The organism is Pseudoflavonifractor sp. HNCC25GI2 (assembly GCF_058136395.1).
The window spans coordinates 457,438-482,464 of the sequence record NZ_JBYUOW010000001.1 but is presented as its reverse complement, the minus strand read 5'-3'; the positions used below and the strand labels follow the sequence as shown (position 1 = coordinate 482,464).

The following is a 25,027-nucleotide window of genomic DNA, read 5'->3' as shown; positions in this document are numbered from 1 at the left end:
TTTTCACCGTCCGGCTGGCATGATTTTGGTTGACAAGGCGGGAAAGCTCTGGCAACATGGAGACAGAAAAACAGCGCTGCCCGGGGCGGAGAGAAGGAGGAACACCATGGCTTTCACCATTTTGACACTGATGGAGAACCACACCGGACGGGATTATCTGGCCTGTGAGCACGGCCTGAGCCTGCTTATCGAGGGGGCGGGCCGCCGGGTGCTGTACGATACCGGAGGCTCTCCACGGTTTTTGCAGAATGCGGGTACTCTGGGGGCGGATCTGGCGGACCTGGACGCGGTGGTGTTCAGCCACGGCCACTATGACCATACCGGGGGCGCCGCCGCTCTGCTGATGCAGAACCGGCCGCCCAGAGGGGTCTGGCTGGGTCGGAACTTCTTCCAGCCCCGTGTCGGCAAGGAAGAGGACGGCCTCATGGATATCTCCCCGCTGTTGGAGGAGAGCTGGATGACCCGGTTCGGGATCCCCTGCCACGTGGTGGGGGAGGAGCCGGTGAAGCTGGCGGATGGCATGTGGCTGGTCTCCGGCTTCACCCAGGGGGAGCCGGTGGAGACGCCGTCCCCCCGGCTGCTGCGCCGCCGAAACGGCCGTCTGGAGGTGGACACCTTCGAGGAGGAGGTGGCCCTGGTGCTGAAGACACCCGCTCATCTGGTTCTGGTGTCCGGCTGCTCCCACGTGGGGGTGCTGAACATGTGCCGCCGGGTGGAGGAGCTGTTCGGACGGCCGGTGACCGACTTTGTGGGCGGTACTCACCTGATGAACGCCGGAGACGAGCGCATTGAGGCCACCTGTCGTCTGCTGAAGGAGCGAGGGGTGCGCCGGCTGGGGGCCTGCCACTGCAGCGGGGAGCGGGCCAGCGCGTACTTTGAAGCCAATTTCCCCGGCTTTTTCCGCAACAATGTGGGAACCCGGGTGGTCATTGAGGACGAATCGGAATAGAGACAAAAAAGCATGTCAGCATTTTGCTGACATGCTTTTTTGATGGCTGCAGTGCTTACTCCAACCGCTGGTCGGGCAGGCAGGCGGCCAGATCCTCCCGGGCGGCCAGCGCAGCCTCGTACATCTCCGGGGCGATAAATCGACCCACGTCGCCGGCCAGCGCCCGCAGCGTGCGGTCCAGGCGGTCCGGGTAGCCGTGGAAGTAATCCAGACACCCCATGCAGCGGATGGCGGCGCGGGTGAGCTGGGCGCTGAGGGGAAGCGGGTTGGGGGCCTGCTCAACGGGGTAGCCGCTGCCATCAAAGTTTTTGTGGTGCCAGTAGGCAATTTCGGCGGCTAGGCGGGCCAGCGGGCGGGCGCTGTCCGGGCCGGTGGTGAACAGGGCGTGTCCAAGGGCGGTGTGGCGGAAATAGACCTCCTGGCCGGAGCCTCCCTGGTCCTGGCCCTGCTCAATGACGCTGTCGGGAATGCCCAGAAGGCCCACGTCACAGAAAACGGCTGCCCGGCCTATGAGCTGTGCCTCCTCCGGGGACAGGCCGCGATCGGGGAAGGCCTTGCGGTATCCGTCGGCCAGCGCCCGGGTGATGCGGCCCAGAATGTGATACTTGGCAGGGGAGAGGCCGGGACGGGCCTGGAAGAAAAGCTCCAGCAGCCGGTCCCAGTGCTCCTCGGCCAGCGTCTCTCCCGGAGTGTCCGGCTGAGCGGCGCGGTCGGCGGGGGGCTCCGGTCCGTCCAGAATGGTGGTGCCTGCGGGCCAGGCTGAGCGCACGGCGGCGCACACCCGCTCCTGTACGGTGAGGGGGTCCACCGGCTTGACCAGAAAGTCCACCGCCCCCTTGTTTACACCGTTGAGCACATACTCCTCCCGGGCGTCGGAGGTGATGAGAATCACAGGGAGATCGGCTGTCTCCTGGGCGGCCTGCAGCTGCTGAAGCACCTGAAATCCAGCCCCACGCTTTCCCAGACAGATGTCCAGCAGCACCGCGCACACCCGGGGGGTGTTGCGGTGGATGTAGGCCAGGGCAGGGCGGGCCTCCTCAAAGCACTCCACCTGAAACAGCTGCTTGAAAATTTCCCGCAGGATGGCCAGATCCAGCGGGGAGTCATCAATAACCAGCAGGGTATCCCGGTTCATAGGCGTCCTCCTTCGGCTGATGAAGCCTCATATTGTGCCAGAAGTTCCGTCAGCGGAGCTGCCGCGGCGTCAAGCGCCCCCAGAAGCTCCTCCAGGCGTCCGGGACGGCTCAGACCGTGGGCGCGGTACTCCTCCAGCAAAAGCTGGGTGCGCTGAAACAGGGGGCGGACGCTGAGATTGCCCGCCATTCCCTTCAAACTGTGGACCTTGGCATAGAATTCCTCCTCCCGGCCGTCCCGCAGGGCCTGCCGGATGCCGGACAGGTCCATCGCCTGGGGCAGGCGGCGGAGAAAGGAGAGGTAAAGAAGCTCGTTGCCCATAAAACGGTCCAGAGCGTCCCGGACCTCCACACCGGCCTGGGGCAGGGCGGCGAGCAGTTGGTCAGAATTCATGGGAGGGCCTCCTTCGAAAACAAAAATTGGGGCACATACGCAGACGCCGGAGCCCCTTCAGGGTTCCGGCGTGGATTGTGCGGGCGGGGTGGGCTGCGCCGGCCTGCGTTCGGCCAGGGCGGACTCCAGCTCGGCCACCAGGGGAGCGGGTGCTGTACCGGCGGCGTCCTGGTTTGCGGTGGCCGCCTTTTGCAGCTCGCTGCGCAGCACCAGAACCTCCTTGGGGGCACAGACGCCGATGTTGACCTGTCCGCCTGCTTCAATGGAGAGGATGGTAATGCTGATCTGGTCGCCGATGATCAGCGACTCACCCTCCTTACGGCTGAGAACCAGCACTTACTCCACCTCCCCGTTGGAAAATTCGTCCAGACGGTGACGCATGTGGTATGCGTCCGTATCCAGAATGACCTGGGCGGCCCGGTGCAGATCCGGATTGACCACAACGGGACAGCGCAGGTTGACGGTGCTCTCCCCCACCGGCTCCTTGGCCACGCACATGACGTAATAGCACAGCTCGCGGCTCTGAGAGACGCCCATCAGCGTCAGCTCCTCCTTGGAGAGGACCGGCGCGTAGTCGGGCTTCAGGGAGAAGGGATTCATGAGGATGAAGGCGGGGGAGGGGGCGGCCACGCTCTGCAGACAGAGCATATTCCCCTGGCTGCCCGAGAAGGGCAGCAGAAGAAACTGCTTTTCCGACTCAAAGCCGAAAAGACCGTTGGGAAACTCCAGAACATCCTCCGGGGCGTAGGTGATGCGTCCGAAATACTTGGTATCCAGCTGCAAAACAGTCCCTCCTATCAGGCGTTGACATCCACCGGCTCATAGTCCGGGTCGGAAGAGGGGGGCACGTACAGCGGCCCGCCCACATATTTGATGACCACGTCAGGGCGCTGGGTCATGGTGAACTCAATGTCGCCGGGGACAAAGGTGAAGCTCATCTGCTCCATGCGCCAGTCAAAATTGAGCTTGTCCATCTCATAGCGGATGCTCAGCTCCCCGCCGTCCCAGCTGATGTCGGGGCCGGTGGTGGGGAGAAATTCAATGTTTGCGTTGGTGGGCTGGCCCAGATTCTGCTGCTTGGCCAGCTGGGGGATGACATCCTGGTTGATGCGGGCCTCCATCATCATCCGGCCCTCCCGGGCCAGAACGCCGGTGGCCTGATAGGCCCCCTGCACCCCCGCCTGGGCCTGCTGCTTGATGAGGGTGGCGGTGGTGGGCATGACGGAGTTGCGGGCCTCAAAGGTGTCCAGATTCACCTGGATGGGCTGGCTTCGGATGCTCAGTCCACCCTTGTCCCGGGAGATCTCCACCTGGGCGGTGCCGCGGGCGTATTCCAGGTGGGCCCGGGTGACCTTCATCTGGATCTCAATGGGGACCGTTTTAATCTCAATAAGCGGATACATGACGCTGAATACTCCTTCCGTGCGTAAGACGCGCATCCATATATCCTGGACCAGCGGTTAGTTCAGGTAATCCATCAGAGACTGGGGTACAATGTTGGCACCCACCTGAATGGCGGCGTTGTAGCTGGTCTGGGCGGAGACCAGGGTGAGGATAGCCTCCACCTGATCAATCTGTTCAATGCTGTTAAGCTCGGTGTTCAGGGCGGTGAAGGAGCTGCTCAGCTGGGTCTGGTTGGTCTGCAGGAATTTGACCTGGGTGTCCAGGGCGGTGTGCTGGGCGCTGAGGTTGTCCTGGGCCTTGGTGAGCTTGTCCACCAGACGCTGGGCATCCTCCGCATCGCCGGCGGCGCCCCAGGTGTTGCCCTCCTCGTTGTAGTCCTTGAAAATCTCAGACAGGCGCAGCATGATGGAGACGATGTTGGTGGGGTCGCCGTCTCCGTCCACGCCGGTTCCGCCGGTAAACTCCACGCCGGAGATGGCGGAATCAAAGGCAGTGGAATCGATGACCTTGCCGTTCTTGTCCAGCTGGAATCCAATGCCGATGTCCACATACAGGTGCTCGTCATCCCAGCTGTCCAGCATGTCCTGATTGGTGAGGGCGTTGCCGTCCTTGTCCAGAACCTCGTTTCCGTCGGCGTCATGATAGGTCTGAGTATAATAGGCGGGGTCGGGATAGTCAATGCGCACGTTGCGGTAGGTGAGGTAGTGCTTTCCGTCCACCTCCTCAATGGCGAAGGGAGGATTCTGGGTGTCGGCGCCTCCGAAGATGAAGCTGTTGTCGTACTTGCTGTTCAGGCTCTGGACAATGGCCTCCGCGCCGGAGTAGAGAATGTCGCCCTGGGTGTTCATGGTACTGAGGCTGGTGGGGTCATTCAGACCCTTCAGGGCGGGCACCTGGCCCAGGTTGGTCACCAGGTCGTTGACCAGGTCGTCGGCCACATCCCAGGCGGTGGAAAATTTGTTCATAACCGTGGTGTTGTTGGCGGCCTGGGCGTTGGTGGCGTTGAGGGAGCTGTGAATTTTGAAGGCCCGGGTGGCGGCGGCTGGGTCAGCGGAATAGGAATCAAAGTTCCGGCCGCTCATCATGGCGCTCATGGCCGAGTAGAGCTGGTTGGAGGATTTGAGCAGATTCCTTTTATAGGTATAGAGCGTGGAATTGGTTGTCACGCGCAGCATAACTGATTCACCTCGAAAGTCGAAACACAGGATTATAACGTGCTGTTGATGAGGGAGTCCAGCGCTTCCTCCAGCACAGTCATCAGACGGCAGGCGGCGGTGTAGGCCTTCTGGTAGGTCATCAGGCTGGCGGCCTCGTCATTCAGGTCCACGCCCATGACGCCCTCCCGATCCACGGCGATGTTGTCTGCGGTCACCGTGTAGTTGTTGAGCAGGGCGTCGGTGGTCATCTGGTCCTCGGCCAGCGTGGACTGGATTTTAAGGAGCATGTCCTCAAAGGTGCCGTGGTAGATGTCACCCACCGCATCCGCCTCGATGTTCTTGGGATCAAAGTCCTGATCCTGGTTGAAGAGGGCCAGGAACTTGGCCAGATTGGAGGTGTCGCCGTCGGGGGCGTCGGGGCGGTCGGTGGCCTGGATCCACACCTGGTCGCTGGCCCAGCCGTGGGAGACGGAGATGTTGGCGGCGGTAATCCCGTCGGTGTTGTCCGTGTCGCTGCCGGTGCTGAAGAGGGGGCCGCCTCCGGTCAGGCCGGTGTTGTTGAGATCATTCATTGCGTTGGCAAAGGTCTGGGCCAGGGAGTCCAGCGCCTTCTGGTAATAGGGAATGCCCCGCTTGATGGCGGCGTCGGGGTCGTTGTCCACATCAGCCTGGGTGGCAAACTCGCCCTCCTCGGTGAGCAGCTCCCGGATGGACTGGATGGAGCCGTACAGGTCGTTGTCCAGCAGCCCCACCGGGTCTGTATCCCCGGCATTCTGCTTGTTGCCGTCCGCGTCCCGGAGGGCGTAGAGGTTCACGCTGTAATTGTTGTTCTTGTCCACCAGCATCTTGGCGGAGTACTCCCCATCCACCAGGGTGTGGTTGTGGGGAGGATCGTTGGCCAGGGAGATGGTGAGCTTTTCGATCTGGGTGTCCGGACCGATGTTCTCCATGGAGTAGCTCACGTCGATCTTCACGTACTGGCTCAGCTCATCCAGCAGCAGGTTGCGGTGGTCCCGCAGCTCCAGGCCGGGATCGCCCCGGATGTCGGCATTGCGGATGGACAGGTTCAGGTCCCGGATTTGACCCAAGATGTCGTTGACATGGGAGACCTGCTGGTCCAGCTCGTCCTCATAGTCCACCTTCTTGTCCGCCAGGGCGTTGGCGTAGGAGTTGAAGAGGGTGGTCAGGGAGTCGGCGGAGGAACGGATCAGGCTGTTGTAGGTGTCCGTTCCGTTGGTGATGGCCTGGCTGATGAGGTCACGCAGGTCGTTGAGCTGGCTGAGAATGACGCCGTCATCCTGCTCCAGGTCGCCCTTGCCCACCTCGTCCAGAATGGTGGCCAGGGAGTTGAGGCCCTTCAGCTTGGCGTTGGCGGCGCCCACATCCGAGGAGGCCTTGCGGTAGGAGATATCCAGTCCCGGGTCCCGCAGCTGGGTGATGCCGGAGACCACAACGCCCTGCCCTACGCGGTTTTGATAGCTGGAGGAGTAGCGGTCATTGACGGAAGGAATGAGACTGACCTGATTGAGCCGCTGGCGGGTGTAGCCGTCGGTGTTGATGTTGGTGATGTTGTTGCCCGTCACGTCCAGCCCCTTTTGGGCGGCATAGATGCCCAGACGGACGGTGGTAAAGGAACCAAATGTACTCATGGGATACTCCTCTCAGACGCGGAAATCCGTCTGCGGCTTCTGGTCGCCGGCGGGCTGAGACGGATGGGCCGTCTCCCGCTGCTCCAGCTCCGTTTGGATGCGGCGCAGGTTGGATTCCATCAGGGTGCGGGCGGCGGTTTGGGCGCTGGAGAGCACCTGGTAGCTGCGCAGTACCTGCTGGGTAAGCTCAGTGGCCTGCCCCCGGAGCTGAGGCGGGCAGTGGCCGGGCAGATCCCGGAGGGACACCTGCTCCAGCCCCAGTTCTTTCAGCAGGGCGGTGCGCCGCTGCTCCCGGCCCCGCAAATCCAGTGCGGCGGCCTGTTCCTGCTTCATGCACTGCTCCAGCTCCTCCAGATTGCCTGCCTGAACGGCGGAAATCTTTCGCTGCTCCAGTGCGGAGAGCGTGTCCAGAGCCTGGTGCAGCTCGGACAAAAAGGTAAGATAATTCTGTATCTCCATAGGGGTGTCAACCGTCCTCTCTGAAAAGCAGCATCCGGGAGGCAATCTCACCGGCGTCAGGCCGGTATTCGCCGGAGGCGATCTGCTGCTGAAGACGCTCCAGGTCCTGGGCGGTGAACCGGGTGCGCACCTCCTGGGACAGACCGGCCACCGTCTCCTTCAGACGCCGCTCCGTCTCATCCAGATGGGAGGAAAACTGGACCTGGTCATACCGCTGCCCCGGGGAGACCGGATTGGCAGTATCTGTTTTTCGGTTGTAGGGGGCTGTGCCGCCCACCGGGCAGCCTCCGCCGGTGTAGATCCGGAACATTTGCAGGCCCTCCCTCTCAGGTTTATTTGCCGTTGGGCCCGGTGACACCGGGCGCTGAATCGGCCTTCATTGTATATATCGGCCGATTCTGTCCGGAAAATAAGTGGTCTGGCGGAAAAAACCACAAAAAAGAAATGGGAGGTCCGGATTATGTTTTTCAGAGTTCCGGTCGATATAAGTAGAGAGGGACAATTCCCTTGTGAGCATACGGCCGGCGGACATCCGTTCCCGGCTTTACAGGAAAGGAGCTATCTTCCATGCGATATGAACTGACACCGGAGCTGATGACCGGAAACGCTCTGATTGACTCCGAGCACCGGCAGCTGTTTGCCGCCGTCAACAGCCTGATGGACGCCTGCAGCCAGGGCCAGGGCCGGGCGCAGATTCAGAAGACCGTACAGTTTCTCAACGACTATGTCATCAAGCACTTCCAGGATGAGGAGCGCCTGCAGGTGCAGAACAAGTACCCCAGCTACCAGGGCCACAAGACCTTCCATGACGGGTACCGCCGCCAGCTGAGCGACACCGCTCAGGGACTGCTCCGGGAGGGCCCCACCGTCAAGGCCCTGGGGGATCTCAACCGGGTCATCGGTGTGCTGGTCTCCCATATCCGGACGGAGGACAAGCGTCTGGCCCGCTACATCAAGGAGCAGGGCAACTGACCGGGGCGGATGCTCCGGGGCCCATACAGGACAGAAAGCCGGGCGTCCCCGCAGCTGCGGGAACGCCCGGCTTAATATTTCTTCGGCTCCGGCCTGGACACGGGTGTGTCAGTGATGGAGGGAAAATCCATGGATACCTTGTCCGGCAGGGGGTAAAAGTCAGCCCAAAGGTGAGGCCTGACCGGTCGCCCGATCCAGCCGGTACACCTGCAGGTCCGGAACCGTAAGAAGATAGCTTTGCTGGAACTGATGGGTCTGGGTAAGATAGACGTTGAGACAGAGACAGGACTTGCCGTCCAGCAGTACGGTGCCCTCCTGGGGCAGTACGGTGTACTGGTCCATGCTGCTGCCGGACAGACCCAGGTAGGACGGAGGCAGACGTTTCAGACAGTCCACCGCTTCCTCCAGCGTGATGGCGTCGGACTGGGACTGGGGGAGCGCCTCCTTTGTGGCCTGGGAGGGGGTGACGGAACAGGAGGTGTCCTCCCACTGGATGGTGAGCAGCAAGACATCCTCCGAGTCCTCCTGCTCCAGGGCGGCCAGAGCCTGGCCGGAGGAGGCGGAGAAGTCCGGGGTGCCCCCGGTGTCCTGGTCCGCCAGAATGAGACAGGCGTAGTCCTCCTCCAGAGCCTTGGTGTAGGCCTGGGCGGTCTGGCCGCCGCTGGCCAGCTGGGAATAGACATAGGTGGGGGCGGCTGCCTCCTCGTCCTGCGTCTGCTGAAATTGAACGCCGTCCTCCAGTGTGACCAGCGCGTTGAGGGAGGGGAGGCTGCTGTCACCCAGCGTGTAGCTCTGGGGCGGGGTGTCCTTGCCGGAACCGCCGCAGCCCGCCAGCAGCAGGATGACCGCCAGCAGCGGAGCGGCCGCTTTTGCCATGTGCTTCACAGTGCGTTCACCTCGTCCTCATAGCCGATGCTTACCTGGTCCCCGGGCTGGAGCACCTGCTGAAAGAGGCAGTCCGCCCCGTTTACCTGCAGGACCACCGGGCGCTGGACATGCTTGAAGTCCAGGCCGGAGCGCTCCAGCAGATCCATCACGTAGTGGGGAGTGCCGTCGGCCTTGGGGAGCAGGGTGACCGGCTGGCCGTTGAGAAAGACGGAACAGGGGGTGCCGGCAGGGCGGGGCGCCTGGGGCCGGGGCGGCTCGGCCTGCTGGCCCGCCTTGGATACCACCACAAAGGCGCCGGAGGGCACAAGGTCTTCCGGCGCGGGCCGGGTGCCGTTGACTGTGAGGGAGTCAGCGCCCAGACGCTGGGCCAGCTGCCCGGCAGTCAGCCGGCAGTCCGCACCTGCCACAGCGGGGGTAAATTCCACCACGTCGCCCGCGTGGACGGGGGCGGAGGGCTGGGCCTCCCTGCCGTTGATGGACAGCCGGGCGGGCTGGGCGGGCTGCCCGTGGAAGACGGTGCGCCGACCGTCCACCTGCAAAACCAGGGGCTTTCCGGTTTTCCCCAGCAAATCAAAGTAGGTGTAGCCGTTCATCATCAGCAGATCCATGGCGGACAAATCGCCGCTGCGGAAGAGCTTGGCCCGGTTGCCGTTGAGGGTGACCTGACAGCTGTCGCTGATGAGGCCCAGACCCGCCGAGACGGCGATGCCCAGGGGCGTGGTAAGCTCCGGGTCCTCCAGGGAGAGGACGTCGGAGCAGGCGGAGGTCTTGAAGTGGCCGCCGGCCACAGCCACCCGCCTGGCGTCCATGTCCAGGGCGTCGGCCACCTTTTCCCGCAGGCCGGTGAGCTTGCTGCCGCCGCCGGCCAAAAAGAGGGCGGAGGGGGCGGAACCGTTGAGGGAGAGCACCCGCTGGGCAATCTCCTGGGCCAGAAGGCGGGCGGCGGGTTCCAGGGCGGCCTGGAGCTGCTGGCTGGTGCAGCTCTGCTCCTGGCCCAGAATGTCGGTGAAGGTCAGGGGGTCAGGCTGGTCCAGCCGGGCTTTCATGTCCTCGGCGGTGCCGTAGTCCACCAGAAATTCCTTCATCAGCGCCTCGGTGATCTCGTCGCCGGCCACGGTGGCCATGGTATAGCCCACCACGCTGCCGTCCCGGCACAGGGCGATGTCGGAGGTTCCCGCCCCGATGTCCACCAGGCACAGGTTCAAAAGACGCAGATCGGCCGGAATGGCCGCGTTCAGAGCGGCGATGGGTTCCAGAGTGAGGCTTGCCACCTCCAGACCGGCCTGGCGCATTACAGCGTACAGGCTGTCGATGACGCCGCTGGGCAGGAAGGTGGCCACCACCCGGGCCTCCAGATGCCGGCCGGTGTGGCCCAGCAGGGTGGTCAGAGGATATCCGTCCAGCTGATATTGGGTGGCGGTGTAGCCCACCAGCAGAAGGGGCTGGGCCGCCTCGCCCTCGGGGCGGATGGCCTGCTCGGCTTCGGCTACGGCGGCGGCCTCCAGCTGGGCAATGATGGGCGCGGTAATGGGCTCGGGGGCGGACAGATCCCGCTGCCCGCAGCCCTGCTCGGTGCGCAGCGCCCGGCCGGCGGCGGCCACACAGGCCCGCTCCAGCCGACAGCCCGCGGTCCGCTCCAGGCGGCCGGTTACCGTTCGGACGGCCCCGGCCACCTGAGCAATGTCCTCAATTTGTCCATCCATCATCACCCGGTGGGTGTGGAGCAGCTTTTCCATGGCCAGAATACGGACCTGGTCCTTCTCCCGTCTGCCCAGCATGCCGATGACGCTTCGGGTTCCGATGTCCAGCGCGTAAATCAGATCCGGGTCCTGCGGGGGCAGGGACATGGATCCGGTCGATTCGGGCATTTGTCAGCCAACTCCTTTCCTGTGATCCGGGAGAGCCCGGACTTAATACTTGCTGAAGCGGTTTTCATCCCCGACGGAGGCCAGGGAGGGCATGGCGGACAGGGAGGAATCCCCGTGATCCGGCTCGTAGGCGAAGGAGGCGGAGTCCTTGAGGTGGAACCGCTGGACCATCTGCTTCATCATCACGGCCTGGGAGGAGAGCTCCTCGCTGGCGGCGGCGGACTCCTCACTGGTGGCGGAGTTGGTCTGAACCACGGAGGAAATCTGGTCCACGCCGGTGGTCAGCTGAGCAATGGCTTCGGCCTCGCTGATGGTGCTCTCCGCCAGCTTGTCCATGTATTCGATGGCGGCGCCGGCGCACTCCACGGTCTTCTGCATGTTGACGTCCACATCCTCGGCCAGCTCGCCGCCCCGCTCCACCGCGGCCATGGAGGACTCGATGAGCTTCTTGGTCTGCTTGGCGGCGCTGTCGGACTTGGAGGCCAGGTTGCGCACCTCGTCAGCCACCACGGCAAAGCCCTTGCCGGCGCTGCCCGCACGGGCGGCCTCCACGGCAGCGTTCAGAGCCAGAATGTTGGTCTGGAAGGCGATGTTCTCGATGGTCTCGATGATCTTGCCGATGTCCTTCTGGCCGGTGAGGATCTCGCCCATGGCCTTGCGCATCTCCTGCATCCGCTCGTTGCTGATGCGCACCTGCTCGGCGGCCTGGTCGGCTCGGTCCTTGGCGGTCTGGGCGGTTTTCCGGTTTTCCTGAGCGGAGTTGTCCAGGTCGTTGATGGTGGCGGACAGCTCCTCCACGGCGCTGGCCTGCTCGGTGGAGCCCTGAGCCAGAGCCTGGGAGCCGGTGGACACCTGGTCGGCGCCGGCAGCCACCTGGTCGGCGGCCTGGAGGATGCTGCTCATGGTGTCGTTGAGCTGTTCCAGAAGGTACTCAATGTTTTCCTTGATGGGGGCCAGCTCGCCGGGATACTGCTGGGTGACCACGCAGGACAGGTCGCCGTCGGCCAGACGCTTGGTCACGCCTACGATGTCCTCAATGGTGTTGTGCAGAATCTCCTGGGAGGTGCGGACGGCGTCGCAGATGCCGCCGATTTCGTCCTTGGACTCATAGTCCAGAGCGTAGGACAGATTGCCCTGGCTGAAAGCTACCACGGCGTCCTCAGCCTTGCGCAGGGGACGGACGATGGAGCGAACGGTGTAGAGGTTCAGACCAATGCCGGCCAGGATGCTGATTACCACCAGCACCACCAGAATGATGATGTCCCGGGTGATCTGGTTCTCCAGCTTGTCAATGAGCTGCGTGCTCTGGGCGTCCAGCTGCTGGATGAGGGACTCGCCGGTGGATACAGCCTGGTTCAGCTTGGGGGTGCACTGGTTCTGGATGAGCTGATTGACCTGGGCGCTGTCCCCGGCCTGCAGAGCCTGGGAGATGTCTCCGAAGACGGCTTCCCAGTCCTCCACCTGCTGGATGTACTGGGTGGCCAGGTCATCCTCGCCGGTATAGAGGTTGCGGATGGTGTCCGTAGTGGTGGTGAGGGTGGTGATGGAATCCTGAATCTCGTCCATGGTGGACTGGCTGTATCCGAACAGCGCCATGTCACGCAGCTGACGGGCGATGGAGTTGACTTCCATCTCGCTCTCCAGCACGGCCTCGGTGATGGAGACCTGTCCGTTCAGGATGGTGTTGTAGTTGCTGCGGGTGGAGATGATGGTCTGAATGGAAATGACGATCATCACCAGTGACAGCAGCAGTGTGATGCCCACAGAGAGCAGCATTTTGGTCCCAACTCGTTTGTTTTTCATGTTTGGTTCCTCCAAATTCTTAAACTTTGTCCTTCTATTTATGTAAAATCCGGGTCTGAACGGAAGGTCAGAGCGGATGCTGAGGGATTAGACCACGTCGCCGTAGCGGCCCTTCGGCACATCGCCGAACACCGCGCCGTCCACCAGAGTAATGACCCGGCGGCGCATGAGGTTGACGAATTTTTTGGCGTGAGAGGCCATGATGACGGTGATGCCGTGGTAGTTGAGCTCGGATAAGAAGAGAAACATGTCCCAGGCGGTGTCCTCGTCCAGATTGGCGGTCAGCTCGTCCAGGATCAGAATGTCGGGGTTGTTGATGATGGCCCGGGCCAGCTCCACCCGCCGGCTCTCCCCCAGAGAGAGTTCCACGGGGTAGCGCCTGCCCACATCGCCCAGTCCCACCAGGTTCAAGGCCTTCTGTACCCGCTCGCCGGGAGGCTGGGCGGCCCGCCCCCGGCCCAGCAGGGCCACGGAGGTGAGATTTTCCTCAATGGTGCGCTTCCGGGCCAGGGTGGAGAACTGGGGCACGTAGCCAAAACGAAGCCGCCTGCGGTCCCGCTGACGCTGGGACAGGCGGGTGACGTTGATGTTGTCCAGAAAGACCGACCCGCGGCTGGGCTGAATTTCACAGGCGATGAGCTGGAGCAGGGTGCTCTTGCCCGCGCCGCTGCTGCCGGTGATAAAAACAAACTCGCCCGGCTCGATGGTCAGATCCACGGCTTGGATGGCGTGTACCACCTGCTTTTCATGCTCTTGTGGGTAGTCTTTTCCTACCCCTTCCAAACGTATCTGCGGCATAGCTTGCTCCTTCTATACAACGACCGGGAAATTTGCTATAATCACTCTCACGTGCAGAGAGGGCGGTGAACTGGAGTTGAAGGGAAAAAACGGGCGGAAAAAGCGTCTGCGTCTGTTTGGGCTTTTGCTGTTGGCCCTGGTCTGTGTGGCCGGGGTGGAGCTGGCGGTGTGCCGGGTCATGGATCCCGGCTTGTACCGGCGCATCACCGCACCCGCGGCCGGGCTGGTCCAGAGTGTGCGGGAGCGGTGGGAGCGAAGCCCCGGCGATGCCCGGGAAGAGGAGCCCGCTCCGGTAAGCCAGGAGATCCGGGAGCCCCAGGAGGATGCCAGGGAGCTGACCCAGGACCCGGCAGCCACCCAGTTTGTCCAGCGCCAGGACCGGGAGGTCCTGACCGGCGGGGTGGTGGAGCTGGTCTACTTCAACCAGGGGGAGGAGCCGTGGGCGGACGCCCTCTTCGGGCCTGACCCCATCCGGGGCTTTGGCTGCGGCCCCACGGCCATGGCCATGGTGGTCTCCAGCCTGGGGAGCGAAGTGGTGGACCCGGCCCGGATGGCCCAGCTGGCGGACGAGGCGGGGTACTGTGCTCCGGGCAGCGGGTCCTATTTGTCCATCGTCCAGGGAATGGCCCGGGCCTTTGGCCTGGACGCGGAGTCCTGCGGAACGGTTTCCGCCGAAGAGCTGCGCCAGATGCTGGCGTCGGGACAGCTGCTGGTGGCCCTTATGGGACCTGGGCACTTCACCGACGGCGGGCACTTTATTGTGCTGCGGGGGGTCACCCTGACCGGTCAGGTGCTGGTGGCTGACCCCAACAGCCGGGAGCGCAGCCTGGCGCTGTGGGACCCGCAGCTGATTCTGGATGAGCTGTCAGACAGCCGGTCCAGCGGAGCGCCGCTGTGGTGCTTTTCCGCGCTGGGCGGCTGAAGAAGAAAACAGGGGCGTCCCCTGTCGGCCTTGGCCGGCAGGGGGCGTTTTGCTGCGGGCGAGCGCGGCGGCTATTTGGCGTAAAAGGAGTTGGGGCCGCCAAAGCGGCGGCTGACCGCCTGATCCGCCCGGGACACCCGCTCCAGCAGGGAGCGGGTGTTTTTGGACTGGCGCTCCAAAGCCTGGGCGCTGGGGGAGTTCAGGGTGCCGTCCCGTTCGCCCTTGAGCAGCTGAAGAAGCAGCGCCCGGTCGCCCGGAGGAAGCTGGGCACACTGCCGGCGCAGCGCGGCCTTGTGCCCCACCAGACGGTCGATTTCCTCCTGGCGCATGGAGAGAAACATCCGCACCGATACGGAGTCCCGGCGGTCCACCGCCTGGGACAGCTCGTCGGTGAGCTCGGCCACCTCTGTGAGGGCGGCGTACATCCGGCGCTGGATGGCCAGGGCCTCATCCAATGTCTGATCACACAACATAGCCTGCTCCTTTACCGCTCAGAGGTGCTCTTTTCGGCGGTGCGGAAACTCTCCCGCAACTCGCCGGCCATGCGCTTTACCCGCTGAAGCTCCGTCTTGTTGCGGCCGCTCTTGACACGGCTGAGCTCATAGCAGAAGTACTCATAGAGACGGGTGAGCTGTGCGCTGATGGGGTACTGCCGGTCCAGCGTGTCATCCAGATAGTGGATGATGTCCACACTGCGGTCCACCGCCCCTTCAAAGGTGGGGTAGTCCTCCTGGTTCAGGGAGATCTCCGCCTGGGTGAGACGCTTGACCAGCTCATCATAGAGCAGCAAAAGCAGCTCGCCGGGCGTCATGGTGTTCACGGCCTGCTCCCGATAGTGCTGATAACCTCGCATGTCCATAGCCTGTGCGTTCCTTTCCTGCCGGCTCATCAGCCGCCCAGCAGCCCGGACAGGGCCGAGCTCTGGGAATTCATCTGGTTGATGAGCAGCTCCAGCTGGGTGAATTTGTTGGTGTAGTAGTCCACTTTGTTGGACATCTTGTCCTGCCACTCGGAGATCTGGTCCTCCACATCCTGCATCTGGTTGAGCAGGGTGTTGTCCAGCGCGGCGGTGGGGGCATATTTGGAGCCGGCCTTTTCAATGAGGATGCCCTTGGGGTCGCCGGTGGTGGAGGCGTAGCGGTCGATGATGTCCTGAATGGAGGCCATCAGGCCGTCGGTGGCAGCGCCGCTGTCCTTGGATTTGGTGAAGGCCTCCTGTACCTTGTCGGGGTCGCTCTCCAGGGCCTGACGGAAGGTCTGCTCGTCAAAGGTGAGGGTGGTCAGTCCGTCGGAGTAGGAGGTGGAGATGCCGATGGAGCGCAGGGTGGTGCCGTCTGAGCCGCCCACGGAGATGGCGTTGCGCAGCTGGTTATAGAGGGAGGACAGGTCGCTGTCCATAAACAGAATGCCGGTCTTGGCCTTCTCCTCGTATGCCTCGATGGCCGATTCGCTCATGTCCGCCATGTCGTCGTCGGAGAGGGGCTCATACCGGGAGCCGTCAGACTGCTCCAGCGGCATGTCGGAGTAGGCGCTTTTGACCTCTTTGATGATGGTGTTGAAGTCCTCCACCATCTTCTTCACAGCGTCCACGATGGTGTCCGCGTCGGTTTTGCTGGTGAAGGTCACCTTGTCGGAGGTGGACATGGTCTTGATTTCCTCCTCGGTGGCCTCCTCGTTGAAGGTGCCGTTGAGGGTGACGGACAGGCCGTCCAGGTCCACGGTGTTGGAGGAGCGGACCAGCTCCATGTTCTGGCCGTTGATGGTGACGTTGAGCACGGCGTCCACACCGGCCTCGTAGGAGCCCTTCTTGGTGCTGGAGAGCTGGGTGGAATCGGGATTTTCCGGCTCGTTGACCGTTGCGCCGAAGAGGACGTCGCCCAGTCCGCCGGTTTTGATGTCCACCCGACCGCCCGAACCGGTGTCCTTGGCGGTAAAGACGAACTGACCGGAGGTCTTGGAGTAGTCCACCTTAACTCCGGCCTCGGTGTTGGAGTTGATGTCGTTGATGATGGTGTTCATCTCGGTGTCCCGGGTATAGGAGCCGATCTTCACGTCGTTGATGATGAGGTCGTAGCTGCGCAGCACCTGGCCGTCCTTGCCCAGCCGCTGGTTGTCCGCGTTGACGGCGTTCCCGTCGGCGTCCACATAGCCGATGACTTCGCCGGCCTCATTTTTCTGTTCAATGGCCTTGTCGCCGCTGCCCATCACGATGGCGCCGCTGTCCCAGGTGAAGTCCTTGCCCAGGTTCAATTCGTCCAAGGTCTTGTTGGTGTCCAGATAGCTGGTCAGGCCGGAGCCGATGCCCAGCACATCCCCCACGTCGGAGTTGGAGGCGGTCACGGAGAAGGAGGAGTTCTGAACGGCGGGGTCCATGGTGATGGAGAGGCCATTTTTGTCCAGCTTGGCGCTGACCTTGTTGCTGGTTGTTTTGCCGTCGGCGGAGGTTACGGTGCCGAAAGCGTTTTTCAGCTCTTCGTTGAGGGCGGTCTCAAAGGAGCCCAGATCCGAGATGCTCTTGAATTTGTCCAGGCTGATGGTCTTGCTTTTGCCGTCCAGCGTGACCGTCAGACTCTGGCCGGAGACGAACTCGCCCAGCGTGATGTTCTCCGTCAGCGCGTCGGGACTGCCCAGGTCAACGGACGTTTTTCCGTCGCCCAGATCGCCCACCAGCTCGCCCAGGCTGCCGCTGGCTCCGCTGATGGTCACGCTGTTGCCGGCGGCCTTCTTGTCGCTGACGGAGATGGAGATGGTTCCGTCGTAGGTGGACTTGACCTCCACGCCGATGTACTGGTCGGCGGTGCCGGAGCTGCCGCTGGTGGAGATCTGCTGCTGGCTGAGCTTTTCCGTAATGGCGTCCTGGAGGGCCTGGGCGTCAAAGTTGCCGTCCTCGTCCTGGAAGAACTCCCGTTCGCCCAGGTCGATGGAGACGGTCTTGCTGCCGTAGGTGAAGGAGAGCGAGCCGGAGAGCTTGCTTACCGTTACCGTGTCGTCCGCGTTGACGTTGATGCTGCCGCCGGTGATGGTGGTCTTGCCGGAGGTGTCGGTGGACACGCTGCCGTTGAGGCTGTCGGCGTTGACGCTGTACCGGGCGGCGGTGGCCAGCTGGCGCACGGCGTTGACCAGCACGTCGCTGCTGGTCTTTCCGGTGGCGGTGATGAGGGCGGCGTTCAGACCGTTGGTGGTGGTGTTCACCGCGTTGTTGAAGAAGCTGGAGCTGAGCAGGTTGGTGGAGGAGTAGACGTAGGACATATAATTCCGGGAAAACTCCACCAGCTTGTCGGAGATGCTCTGATAGGCCTCCTGCTTCCACTCCAGTGAGGTGTGATCCTTCTGGAGAGACTGGATCTTCTGCTGGTAGCTCTGTACCACGCCGGAGATTAGCTCCTCCGTGTCCATCCCGCTGGCCAGACCGGAAATGATGTTGTAGGTCCGGTTTCCGTAGATGCTGGAGGAACTGGAGCTGGACAGACTGTTGACCGATGCCATAATTTCACACTCCCCATGGAAAAATCGAGAATAGAGAACCAAAGTCGGGAACATTGTGCCGAATTTGCGTCTTATTGACAAGAAATGGCCTTTTGAGTACAATGGCCTGGAACGTGTTCGCATGTTCTCTCGACATTTATATCGTCCGCGGCGGCGCGAAGATTAAGGGTTCTTTCGTATTTTTTCTGCTTTACCTGTGAAAATATGTCAGACTTCCACCGCCGGACAGGAGTGGAGGCTAAGGGTATGTCAGCTGTAAGGATTGCGGTGACCAACCAGAAGGGCGGCGTGGGGAAAACCACCACGGCGGCCGCTCTGCTGGCCAGCCTGCACCGCCGGGGCGCCCGGGTGCTGGGCGTGGATTTGGATCCGCAGGGAAGTTTGGGGTTCAGTCTGGGGCTGGACATTGAGCAGTGCGTCACCATATACGAGGTGTTCCGGGGCGCGGTGGAGCCGGAGGAGGCCATTGCCCACACGGAGTGCTGCGACCTGCTGCCCTCCAACATTCTGCTGTCGGGGGCGGAGCTGGAATTCAACCGGCCCGGGCGGGAATTTCTGCTGAAAACCGCCCTGTCCAAGGTGGAGGAGAACTACGATTACATCATTGTGGACACCCCGCCGGCCCTGAATCTGCTGACGGTGAATGCCTATGTGGCGGCGGACCAGTTGATTATCCCCATGGCGCCCGAGGTGCTCAGCCTGCTGGGGGTGTCTCAGATCAAGGAGACCATCGAGAGCGTGCGGGAGTACTATAACCCCCATCTGGAGGTGCTGGGCATCCTGCTCAACCGGTACAGCGCCCGCTTCAATCTGAACCGGGAGGTGCTGGAGCTGGCCGGACAGATTGCCGGACAGCTGAACACCGTGGTGTTTGAGGCGAAAATCCGCAGCAGCGTCTCGGCGGCGGAGGCCCCCGCCCACGGGCAGAGCGTCATTGACTATGCCCCGTCCTCCAAGCCGGCCCAGGATTTTGAGGCGCTGTGCGACCAGGTGGCCGGGAGCCGCTTTCCGCGGGTTGAGAAGAGAGGAGGCAGACGCTGATGGCAGGCAGAAAAGGAAGCCGCAGCAGCAAGACAGACCATGTGCTCAGCCTGCTCTCTGGCGGAGCCAAGGAGGAGCCCGCCTCCGCCCCGGCGGGGCAGGAGACCTCGCAGACGCCCGTCTCCCCTCAGACGGAAGGGGGTTCTCCGGGCGGAGAGGCGAAGCCCAAGGTGCAGCCCGGCGTGCGGGAGGGAGGCTTGACCGCTCCCATTCTCCAGGTGGCCAAGACCAACAACGAGGCCCTGTCCCAGACCATCCGGGATGCCCTGAGCCAGGCGCTGGAAGAGGAACTGGCCCAGCAGGGGGAGAGTGTTGAGAGCGAGCCCGCGCAGCCGGCCCCCACGGGGGAACCGGCGGAGGAGCCGGAGCAGCCCCAGCCTGCGGCCCAGGAGGAGGCAGCTCCTGTTTCCGAGCTGGAACCTGCCCCGGAGCCTGTGGCTGCGCCGGAGGAGGCGCCTTCACCGGAACCCGTGCCGGAGCCCCGGGAGGAGCCTGCGGCCCCCTTCGCTCCGCGGGAGACCCGTCTGCCCGACGGGGCGGTGTGCGTCAACGTGATGGAACAGCTGGTGGATGAGCGGCTGGAGCGGTATGTGCACATGTTCGGACTGTGTACCTGCCCCCGGTGCCTGGCGGACGTCCGGGCCCTGGCGCTGACCCGTCTGCCGCCCAAGTACGTGGTGCTTCCGGACACGGCCGCAACGCCGATGCTCAGCCTGTACCGGGCCAAATTTGAGCCCCAGGTGATTGCCCAGGTGATCCAGGCCTGCAAAACGGTCATGGAGTCCCCCCGGCACACCCAATAGACAAGTGCATGACAGCCCGCCCTGCCGGAGAAGCTCCGGTGGGGCGGGCTGATTTTTTACGGAAAAATTTTGGGCAGGGGGTTTATTTTTGACGGAAAACGGCCGACATACACAGTGAGGCGGTTGAGCCGCGGCCCTGCCGCCTCCCATAAGCAGCCTGTCCGGGTCCGAAAAGGCCTGCGGATGCGGCAGGCAAACTTGTTTCGACGGGTGAGAAGGAACTTACCCCGCCAAAGCTTCAAGGAGGAAATAATTATGCGTATCCAGCACAACATTATGGCTATGAACGCCTACCGTAACTACACCAACAACTCCAGCGCCCTGAGCAAGAACCTGGAGAAGCTGTCTTCCGGCTATAAGATCAACCGCGCCGGCGACGACGCCGCTGGCCTGGCCATCAGCGAGAAGATGCGTGCTCAGATCACCGGCCTGGAGACCGCTCAGAAGAATGCCAAGGACGGCATCTCCCTGGTGCAGACCGCTGAGGGTGCTCTGACTGAGGTTCACGACATGCTCAACCGTATGGTGGAGCTGGCCGACCAGTCCGCCAACGGCACCTACGATGACGCCACCGACCGTGCCAACCTGCAGAAGGAGTTTGATCAGCTGACCAGCGAGATCGACCGTATCGCCGACAGCTCCAACTTCAACGGCATCAACCTGCTGGACGGCTCCATGGACAGCAACACCAAGAACATCGACATCACCAGCAAGCTCAGCGGCACCATTGGCAACGTTGCCATTACCGCCGGTACTCAGCTGGACCTGAGCGGTACCTTCAAGGCTGGCGATACCGTCACCATCGACGGCAAGACCTATACCTTCAATGCCTCTGCCAACGGCAACGACGGTGCCACCTTCAAAGACTTGACCACTCTGGCCACCGCTGCCGGCAAGAATGGCGTCACGATTGCCACTGGTACCCCCACTCAGGTGACTCTGACCAAGGACGGCGCCGACCTGACCCTGCAGATTGGCGACACCAGCGCCAGCTACAACCAGCTGAAGGTGGGCATCCAGGATATGCACGCTGCAAAGCTGGGCCTGGATAAGATTAAGATCAAGATCAGCGACCAGGCCAGCGCCCAGGCGGCTGTGGACACCATCAAGGCGGCCATCAACACAGTGTCCTCTGTCCGTGGTACTCTGGGTGCCACCCAGAACCGTCTGGACCACACCATCAACAACCTGTCCGTGATGACTGAGAACATCCAGGACGCCGAGTCCACCATCCGCGACACCGACGTGGCCGACGAAATGATGGCCTACACCAAGAACAACATCCTGGTGCAGTCCGCCCAGGCCATGCTGGCCCAGGCCAACCAGGTGCCTCAGGGTGTGCTGCAGCTGCTGCAGTAAGCAAGATTGCCGCATAATGGAGGCGAATCCCGGCCTGGGACAGCATGGCCGTCCTGACCGGGAACCCCACCAAAGCCCAGCGGCGTGAGCCGCGGGTTTGGTGGGGAGAGGAGACGCAAGGAAGCGGCGTGACGGATGCCCACGCTTGGGCGTCCGGAACGAAGCGGACTTTGCGTCGACGAGGCCCAGGTCAACCAGGTGCCTCAGGGTGTGCTGCAGCTGCTGCAGTAAGCAAGATTGCCGCATAATGGAGGCGAATCCCGGCCTGGGACAGCATGGCCGTCCTGACCGGGAACCCCACCAAAGCCCAGCGGCGTGAGCCGCGGGTTTGGTGGGGAGAGGAGACGCAAGGAAGCGGCGTGACGGATGCCCACGCTTGGGCGTCCGGAACAAAGCGGACTTTGCGTCGACGAGGCCCAGGTCAACCAGGTGCCCCAGGGCGTGCTGCAGCTGCTGCAGTAAGCAAGACTGCCGCATAATGGAGGCGAATCCCGGCCTGGGACAGCATGGCCGTCCTGACCGGGGCCCCCGCCGAAGCCCAGCGGCGTGCGCCGCAGGTTGTCGGCCCCAATAAATCTGGTGTCCAGAGGACGCGGAGGCTGCCGCATTGAGTGCGGCGTCCCGTGTCCCAGGACATATACGCAGTGGGCAAAGCCATGAGTGGGCGCCCTATGGCTCAGTCCGCTGTGACACCGAGGGGCCGGTTCTTCGGAACCGGCCCCTTTTCAAGTGAAGACCGGCCGTCAGATATCCCCGCCCCGCCGGAGCCGGGAGGACCGGGATATGTGCCGGCTATTCAAATCAGACAAAAAGGTGTGATTTTACAATGGAACGACCACTGCTGTCCATTGGTATGATTGTCAAAAACGAGATACGCTGCGTGGAAAGATGCCTCCAGGCCCTCCAGCCCCTGCGGGACGCGGTGCCCTGTCAGCTGGTGATCGCCGATACCGGGTCCACCGACGGTACCCGGGAGGTGGCGGAGCAGTATGCGGATATTCTCTTCGATTTCCCCTGGAACGACGACTTTTCCGCCGCCCGGAACGCGGTGATGGACCGCTGCACCGGCAAGTGGTACCTGACGGTGGACGCCGACGAATATCTGGTTCCTGACTTGAGAGAGCTGAAGGAATTCCTGTGGGGCAAGCATCCCAAGAACCTGCTGCTGGCCTTTGTCATCCAGCGCAACTATCACTCCAAAGAGATGGACGGGCGGTACGGAGATTTTCCTGCGCCCCGGATGCTGCGTCTGGACAGCGGCCTGCGCTACCAGGGCAGCATCCATGAGAGCTGGGTGCTGCCCGCAGGAGCGGATACCACTTTGCTCAGCAAAACGATCTTTAATCACGACGGCTACGCCTTTCAAAGTCTGGAACGGAGCAAAAAGAAGGCGGAGCGCAACATGAAGCTTCTCCGGGCGGAGCTGAAAAAGAATCCAAATGATCTGCGGCGGCTCAACCAGTGTGTGGAGTCCTCCAACCAATTTCCGCAGGAACGGATTGGATACCTCCAGCGGGCCATGGAGCTGTTTGCGGCCCAGCCGGAGCTGGCGCAGAAGCCCTTTGGACTGGCGCTGTGCCGAGCCTGCCTGCAGACCGCTCTGGTGGAGGACCTGCCCCAGGCGCCGGAGTGGCTGGCCTGGGGGGAGGAGCATATTGCCCGGAGCGTCTATTTCCAGGTGGATGTTGCGTTTGGTGCGGTAAGCTATTTCCGGAAAAAGAAGGAATATAAGACGGCGCTGCATTGGGCGGACATCTACCTGAAGGCACAGGAATCGTGTGACAGGCAGCGCACCACAGTGCTGAAAGAGACCATGGCTTCCTCGCTCAACTTTCTGACGGAGGATGACCGTCAGCATATGCTGTGTATGAAGGGCGAGTGTCTGGCCCGGCTGGGCCGGGAGGAGGAGGCACTGGCCGCGTTGCTGCCGGTGGAGGCCGGGACGCTGGAAATGGCCGCCTCTGCTGCCTATCTGCGGGCCATGGACCTCCTGCGGGAGCATGGAGAGGTGAAGAAGCGGATTGGCGCGGTGCTGGGCCCTGTGCTGACGGCTGCCCCGGAAGAGGATCCGGATAAGGAGAAGCACCGCAAGGAGGAGCAGGATAAGTGGCTGCTGCTGGCTGCGGGACGGTTCCAACCGGCAGAGGACGCAAACGACAGCGACGAGGAACAGCTGCCCTGCCGCTGGCGCCTGTTCCGGGAGGTGCCCTGCGAGCTGGGCTGGGCTGCCCGCCTGATGGACGCCGACGCGGAAGAGGGACAAAAGCTTCTGGAGCGCATCCAGGATTGGCGGCAGGTGCCCGCAGTGGCCATCCGCCGGGCCGTGGAGCTGGGGCTCCCCCTGCCGGAATCCTTCTTCCGGCGCAGTGCCCAGGAAAACCGGAATACGGCCGCCGCGCTTGTGGAGGGGCAGAAGCCGGAATTTGTGAGTACCCTGTTGGACTGGATGGACGGCTGTGATTTTACCGCCTCCATGTCCCGGTTCCAGTTTGCCTTTGAGCTGACCATGGCGGCGCTTCGGATTGAAACCTGGCAGAGACCGGGACGCGCCAAGCGGCTGTGCGGACAGTTCCTCAGTTTGGCGGCGGACTACATGCCCAACTATTACAGCCCCGCGCTCCTGGAGAGCGAGGAGGACTGGAACGCCCTGCCCGGGATGCACCGGTTTGCCCTGCTGCTGATGAAGGGGCAGCGCGCCTGGGAGAGTGGAGACGAGCTGGGCTGGGTGCGTGCCCTGCGCCAGGCACTGCAGGCTGCTCCGGCCATGAAGGGCATGGTGGAGTTTATGAAGCGCCGCCGCCCCGCCCGTCCTGCCGATCCCCAGCTGCGGGAGCTGGCCGGCCAGATTCGCGCGGTGCTGGCCCGGTACGCCCCCGACGATCCGGCGGTGGTTCAGCTGAAGGAGAGTGATGCCTACCGGAAGGTGGCCTACCTGCTGGAGGACGGAGCACAGCCGGACGCCGCTCCGTGGGAGCCCGCCGCCCCCGATGTGGAGCGGGACTTTGCCGCGCTGGAGCAGGGGTGCCGGTTTTCCAGCCTGGAGGAGGCGCGGAAGGCGATCCAGGCCAGCTTTGATAAGCTGGATGTGAGAAACCGGAAGGGATTGAGCTCCTACTGGAAGCGATTCCCCCTCTGGGGCAGCAGTCAGGAGCAGGTGCTGGACCACATTGCCCAGGCCTTTTTTGCCCACTGGCAGGAGTTTGCCTGGATGTACCGCCATCTGATGGATAACCGCTCCCGCCGCACCCTGCTGGCTGTGCTGCGGAACTGGCGGTATTTTGAGACAGAGCCCCTGAACAGCGTCATCGACCAGCGCTTTGACGATTACTTCGACCTGGAGGTGCTGTCCTGCGACGAGGAGGACGTGGTGGCTGACCTGGGCGCCTTTGTGGGGGATACCTTCCTGTCCTACGTGAAGAACTACGGAGCGGAAGGCTATAAACGCTACTACTGCTATGAGATTACGCCGGAGAGCTACCGGAAGCTTCTCCGGGCCACGGCACCCTATTCCAACGTGATTTGCCGCCGGAAGGGTGCGGGGGCAGGCCCGGGGGAGATGTTCCTCTCCACCAACGACGACAGCTCCGCCAACGGCCTGGAGGGCCAGGGCGAGGAGCGGGTGGAGGTGGTCGCTCTGGACGACGACATTACCGAACCCCTGACGCTCATCAAGATGGACATTGAGGGCGCTGAGCAGGGGGCACTGGAGGGGTGTATGGACCATCTCCGCAGAGACCGGCCCAAGCTGGCCCTGTCCGTCTACCACAACTTTGAGGACCTGTGGAAGCTGGCGTACATGGTGGAGCAGGAGGTCCCGGGATACCGCTTTTACCTGCGGTACCACGGCAGTGACCTGTGGTCCAGCGAAATTTCCCTGCTGGCTCTTCCGCCGCTGTCCTGAAGAAATGCAAAACGTCCGCTCCCCACAAGGGGAGCGGACGT

Annotated in this window: 23 protein-coding genes; 7 read left to right on the top strand and 16 right to left on the bottom strand. The window is 62.7% G+C overall.

Going from position 1 to position 25,027, the window contains the following annotated elements; translation table 11 throughout:
- Positions 1–106 precede the first annotated feature (106 nt).
- A complete protein-coding gene (locus tag AC3YUO_RS02275; RefSeq protein ID WP_489961418.1) occupies positions 107–949 on the top strand; it encodes an MBL fold metallo-hydrolase in 843 nt (280 codons plus the stop codon).
- A 55-nt stretch (positions 950–1,004) separates the two neighbouring features.
- Here the strand turns inward: AC3YUO_RS02275 and AC3YUO_RS02270 are convergent, their stop codons facing one another.
- The 9 genes from AC3YUO_RS02270 to AC3YUO_RS02230 are packed head-to-tail and all read right to left on the bottom strand — an operon-like array spanning position 1,005 to position 7,455.
- Complete coding sequence (locus AC3YUO_RS02270; protein ID WP_489961417.1) at positions 1,005–2,084, bottom strand: response regulator; 1,080 nt, start codon at positions 2,082–2,084, stop codon at positions 1,005–1,007.
- A complete protein-coding gene (locus AC3YUO_RS02265; RefSeq protein ID WP_489961416.1) occupies positions 2,081–2,476 on the bottom strand; it encodes an Hpt domain-containing protein in 396 nt (131 codons plus the stop codon). The genes AC3YUO_RS02270 and AC3YUO_RS02265 overlap by 4 nt, the downstream gene beginning before the upstream one ends.
- A 57-nt stretch (positions 2,477–2,533) precedes the next feature.
- Positions 2,534–2,812, bottom strand: coding sequence for a carbon storage regulator (locus AC3YUO_RS02260; protein ID WP_489961415.1), 279 nt, complete (start codon positions 2,810–2,812; stop codon positions 2,534–2,536).
- Positions 2,813–3,259: a flagellar assembly protein FliW gene (gene fliW / locus AC3YUO_RS02255; protein ID WP_489961414.1), complete on the bottom strand. Its 447-nt coding sequence runs from the start codon at positions 3,257–3,259 to the stop codon at positions 2,813–2,815. It lies immediately after the preceding gene.
- A 14-nt stretch (positions 3,260–3,273) separates the two neighbouring features.
- Positions 3,274–3,879, bottom strand: coding sequence for a DUF6470 family protein (locus AC3YUO_RS02250; RefSeq protein ID WP_489961413.1), 606 nt, complete (start codon positions 3,877–3,879; stop codon positions 3,274–3,276).
- Positions 3,880–3,936: 57 nt separating this feature from the next.
- Positions 3,937–5,055 carry a flagellin family protein gene (locus AC3YUO_RS02245; RefSeq protein ID WP_489961412.1) on the bottom strand — a complete coding sequence of 373 codons (1,119 nt, stop codon included), beginning with the start codon at positions 5,053–5,055 and terminating at the stop codon, positions 3,937–3,939.
- Positions 5,056–5,087: 32 nt separating this feature from the next.
- Positions 5,088–6,686, bottom strand: coding sequence for a flagellar hook-associated protein FlgK (gene flgK / locus AC3YUO_RS02240; protein ID WP_489961411.1), 1,599 nt, complete (start codon positions 6,684–6,686; stop codon positions 5,088–5,090).
- 12 nt (positions 6,687–6,698) lie between these two features.
- Entirely contained in the window at positions 6,699–7,145 is a 447-nt protein-coding gene (gene flgN / locus AC3YUO_RS02235) for a flagellar export chaperone FlgN (protein WP_489961410.1), read from the bottom strand.
- Positions 7,146–7,152: 7 nt separating this feature from the next.
- On the bottom strand, positions 7,153–7,455 hold the full coding sequence (locus AC3YUO_RS02230) for a flagellar biosynthesis anti-sigma factor FlgM (protein ID WP_489961409.1): 303 nt from the start codon (positions 7,453–7,455) through the stop codon (positions 7,153–7,155).
- Between the two features lie 257 nt (positions 7,456–7,712).
- Here AC3YUO_RS02230 and AC3YUO_RS02225 point away from each other — a divergent pair, with 257 nt between their 5' ends.
- Positions 7,713–8,117, top strand: coding sequence for a bacteriohemerythrin (locus AC3YUO_RS02225; protein WP_489961408.1), 405 nt, complete (start codon positions 7,713–7,715; stop codon positions 8,115–8,117).
- A 159-nt stretch (positions 8,118–8,276) separates the two neighbouring features.
- On the opposite strand, the gene AC3YUO_RS02220 is transcribed toward AC3YUO_RS02225, so the two are convergent.
- From AC3YUO_RS02220 to AC3YUO_RS02205, 4 genes are all read right to left on the bottom strand, one after another.
- Positions 8,277–8,993: a hypothetical protein gene (locus AC3YUO_RS02220; RefSeq protein ID WP_489961407.1), complete on the bottom strand. Its 717-nt coding sequence runs from the start codon at positions 8,991–8,993 to the stop codon at positions 8,277–8,279.
- Positions 8,994–8,998: 5 nt separating this feature from the next.
- Positions 8,999–10,873, bottom strand: coding sequence for a cell division protein FtsA (locus AC3YUO_RS02215; RefSeq protein ID WP_489961406.1), 1,875 nt, complete (start codon positions 10,871–10,873; stop codon positions 8,999–9,001).
- A gap of 42 nt (positions 10,874–10,915) precedes the next feature.
- Positions 10,916–12,676: a methyl-accepting chemotaxis protein gene (locus AC3YUO_RS02210; RefSeq protein ID WP_489961405.1), complete on the bottom strand. Its 1,761-nt coding sequence runs from the start codon at positions 12,674–12,676 to the stop codon at positions 10,916–10,918.
- Between the two features lie 87 nt (positions 12,677–12,763).
- Positions 12,764–13,474, bottom strand: coding sequence for a cell division ATP-binding protein FtsE (locus tag AC3YUO_RS02205; protein WP_489961404.1), 711 nt, complete (start codon positions 13,472–13,474; stop codon positions 12,764–12,766).
- Between the two features lie 76 nt (positions 13,475–13,550).
- On the opposite strand from AC3YUO_RS02205, the gene AC3YUO_RS02200 reads away from it, so the two are divergent.
- Complete coding sequence (locus AC3YUO_RS02200; RefSeq protein ID WP_489961403.1) at positions 13,551–14,396, top strand: C39 family peptidase; 846 nt, start codon at positions 13,551–13,553, stop codon at positions 14,394–14,396.
- Positions 14,397–14,467: 71 nt separating this feature from the next.
- Here AC3YUO_RS02200 and AC3YUO_RS02195 read toward each other — a convergent pair whose 3' ends face one another.
- Genes AC3YUO_RS02195 through fliD form a run of 3 tightly spaced genes read right to left on the bottom strand, consistent with a single transcriptional unit; the run spans position 14,468 to position 17,882 of the window.
- Positions 14,468–14,869, bottom strand: coding sequence for a hypothetical protein (locus AC3YUO_RS02195; protein WP_489961402.1), 402 nt, complete (start codon positions 14,867–14,869; stop codon positions 14,468–14,470).
- 11 nt (positions 14,870–14,880) lie between these two features.
- On the bottom strand, positions 14,881–15,249 hold the full coding sequence (locus tag AC3YUO_RS02190) for a flagellar export chaperone FliS (RefSeq protein WP_489961401.1): 369 nt from the start codon (positions 15,247–15,249) through the stop codon (positions 14,881–14,883).
- A gap of 35 nt (positions 15,250–15,284) precedes the next feature.
- Positions 15,285–17,882, bottom strand: coding sequence for a flagellar filament capping protein FliD (fliD, locus tag AC3YUO_RS02185; protein WP_489961400.1), 2,598 nt, complete (start codon positions 17,880–17,882; stop codon positions 15,285–15,287).
- Positions 17,883–18,128: 246 nt separating this feature from the next.
- On the opposite strand from fliD, the gene AC3YUO_RS02180 reads away from it, so the two are divergent.
- The 4 genes from AC3YUO_RS02180 (at position 18,129) to AC3YUO_RS02165 (ending at position 24,986) form a co-directional block, all read left to right on the top strand.
- Positions 18,129–18,923 carry a ParA family protein gene (locus tag AC3YUO_RS02180; RefSeq protein ID WP_489961399.1) on the top strand — a complete coding sequence of 265 codons (795 nt, stop codon included), beginning with the start codon at positions 18,129–18,131 and terminating at the stop codon, positions 18,921–18,923.
- Positions 18,923–19,726, top strand: a complete 804-nt coding sequence (locus AC3YUO_RS02175) for a late competence development ComFB family protein (protein WP_489961398.1) — start codon at positions 18,923–18,925, stop codon at positions 19,724–19,726. Before AC3YUO_RS02180 ends, AC3YUO_RS02175 begins: the two co-directional genes overlap by 1 nt.
- Before the next feature lie 255 nt (positions 19,727–19,981).
- Positions 19,982–21,085 (top strand): flagellin N-terminal helical domain-containing protein, encoded by a 1,104-nt coding sequence (locus AC3YUO_RS02170; RefSeq protein WP_489961397.1) that lies wholly within the window; start codon positions 19,982–19,984, stop codon positions 21,083–21,085.
- An 826-nt stretch (positions 21,086–21,911) separates the two neighbouring features.
- Positions 21,912–24,986, top strand: a complete 3,075-nt coding sequence (locus AC3YUO_RS02165) for an FkbM family methyltransferase (RefSeq protein WP_489961396.1) — start codon at positions 21,912–21,914, stop codon at positions 24,984–24,986.
- Positions 24,987–25,027: the final 41 nt, after the last annotated feature.

Excerpts from the sequence above, each read along its gene's own strand:
- AC3YUO_RS02275 (WP_489961418.1), top strand. The coding sequence starts at position 107 with ATGGCTTTCACCATTTTGACACTGATGGAGAACCACACCGGACGGGAT.
- AC3YUO_RS02270 (WP_489961417.1), bottom strand. The coding sequence starts at position 2,084 with ATGAACCGGGATACCCTGCTGGTTATTGATGACTCCCCGCTGGATCTG.
- AC3YUO_RS02265 (WP_489961416.1), bottom strand. The coding sequence starts at position 2,476 with ATGAATTCTGACCAACTGCTCGCCGCCCTGCCCCAGGCCGGTGTGGAG.
- AC3YUO_RS02250 (WP_489961413.1), bottom strand. The coding sequence starts at position 3,879 with ATGTATCCGCTTATTGAGATTAAAACGGTCCCCATTGAGATCCAGATG.
- AC3YUO_RS02245 (WP_489961412.1), bottom strand. The coding sequence starts at position 5,055 with ATGCTGCGCGTGACAACCAATTCCACGCTCTATACCTATAAAAGGAAT.
- flgK (WP_489961411.1), bottom strand. The coding sequence starts at position 6,686 with ATGAGTACATTTGGTTCCTTTACCACCGTCCGTCTGGGCATCTATGCC.
- flgN (WP_489961410.1), bottom strand. The coding sequence starts at position 7,145 with ATGGAGATACAGAATTATCTTACCTTTTTGTCCGAGCTGCACCAGGCT.
- AC3YUO_RS02230 (WP_489961409.1), bottom strand. The coding sequence starts at position 7,455 with ATGTTCCGGATCTACACCGGCGGAGGCTGCCCGGTGGGCGGCACAGCC.
- AC3YUO_RS02225 (WP_489961408.1), top strand. The coding sequence starts at position 7,713 with ATGCGATATGAACTGACACCGGAGCTGATGACCGGAAACGCTCTGATT.
- AC3YUO_RS02220 (WP_489961407.1), bottom strand. The coding sequence starts at position 8,993 with ATGGCAAAAGCGGCCGCTCCGCTGCTGGCGGTCATCCTGCTGCTGGCG.
- AC3YUO_RS02215 (WP_489961406.1), bottom strand. The coding sequence starts at position 10,873 with ATGCCCGAATCGACCGGATCCATGTCCCTGCCCCCGCAGGACCCGGAT.
- AC3YUO_RS02210 (WP_489961405.1), bottom strand. The coding sequence starts at position 12,676 with ATGAAAAACAAACGAGTTGGGACCAAAATGCTGCTCTCTGTGGGCATC.
- AC3YUO_RS02205 (WP_489961404.1), bottom strand. The coding sequence starts at position 13,474 with ATGCCGCAGATACGTTTGGAAGGGGTAGGAAAAGACTACCCACAAGAG.
- AC3YUO_RS02195 (WP_489961402.1), bottom strand. The coding sequence starts at position 14,869 with ATGTTGTGTGATCAGACATTGGATGAGGCCCTGGCCATCCAGCGCCGG.
- AC3YUO_RS02190 (WP_489961401.1), bottom strand. The coding sequence starts at position 15,249 with ATGCGAGGTTATCAGCACTATCGGGAGCAGGCCGTGAACACCATGACG.
- fliD (WP_489961400.1), bottom strand. The coding sequence starts at position 17,882 with ATGGCATCGGTCAACAGTCTGTCCAGCTCCAGTTCCTCCAGCATCTAC.
- AC3YUO_RS02180 (WP_489961399.1), top strand. The coding sequence starts at position 18,129 with ATGTCAGCTGTAAGGATTGCGGTGACCAACCAGAAGGGCGGCGTGGGG.
- AC3YUO_RS02175 (WP_489961398.1), top strand. The coding sequence starts at position 18,923 with ATGGCAGGCAGAAAAGGAAGCCGCAGCAGCAAGACAGACCATGTGCTC.
- AC3YUO_RS02170 (WP_489961397.1), top strand. The coding sequence starts at position 19,982 with ATGCGTATCCAGCACAACATTATGGCTATGAACGCCTACCGTAACTAC.
- AC3YUO_RS02165 (WP_489961396.1), top strand. The coding sequence starts at position 21,912 with ATGGAACGACCACTGCTGTCCATTGGTATGATTGTCAAAAACGAGATA.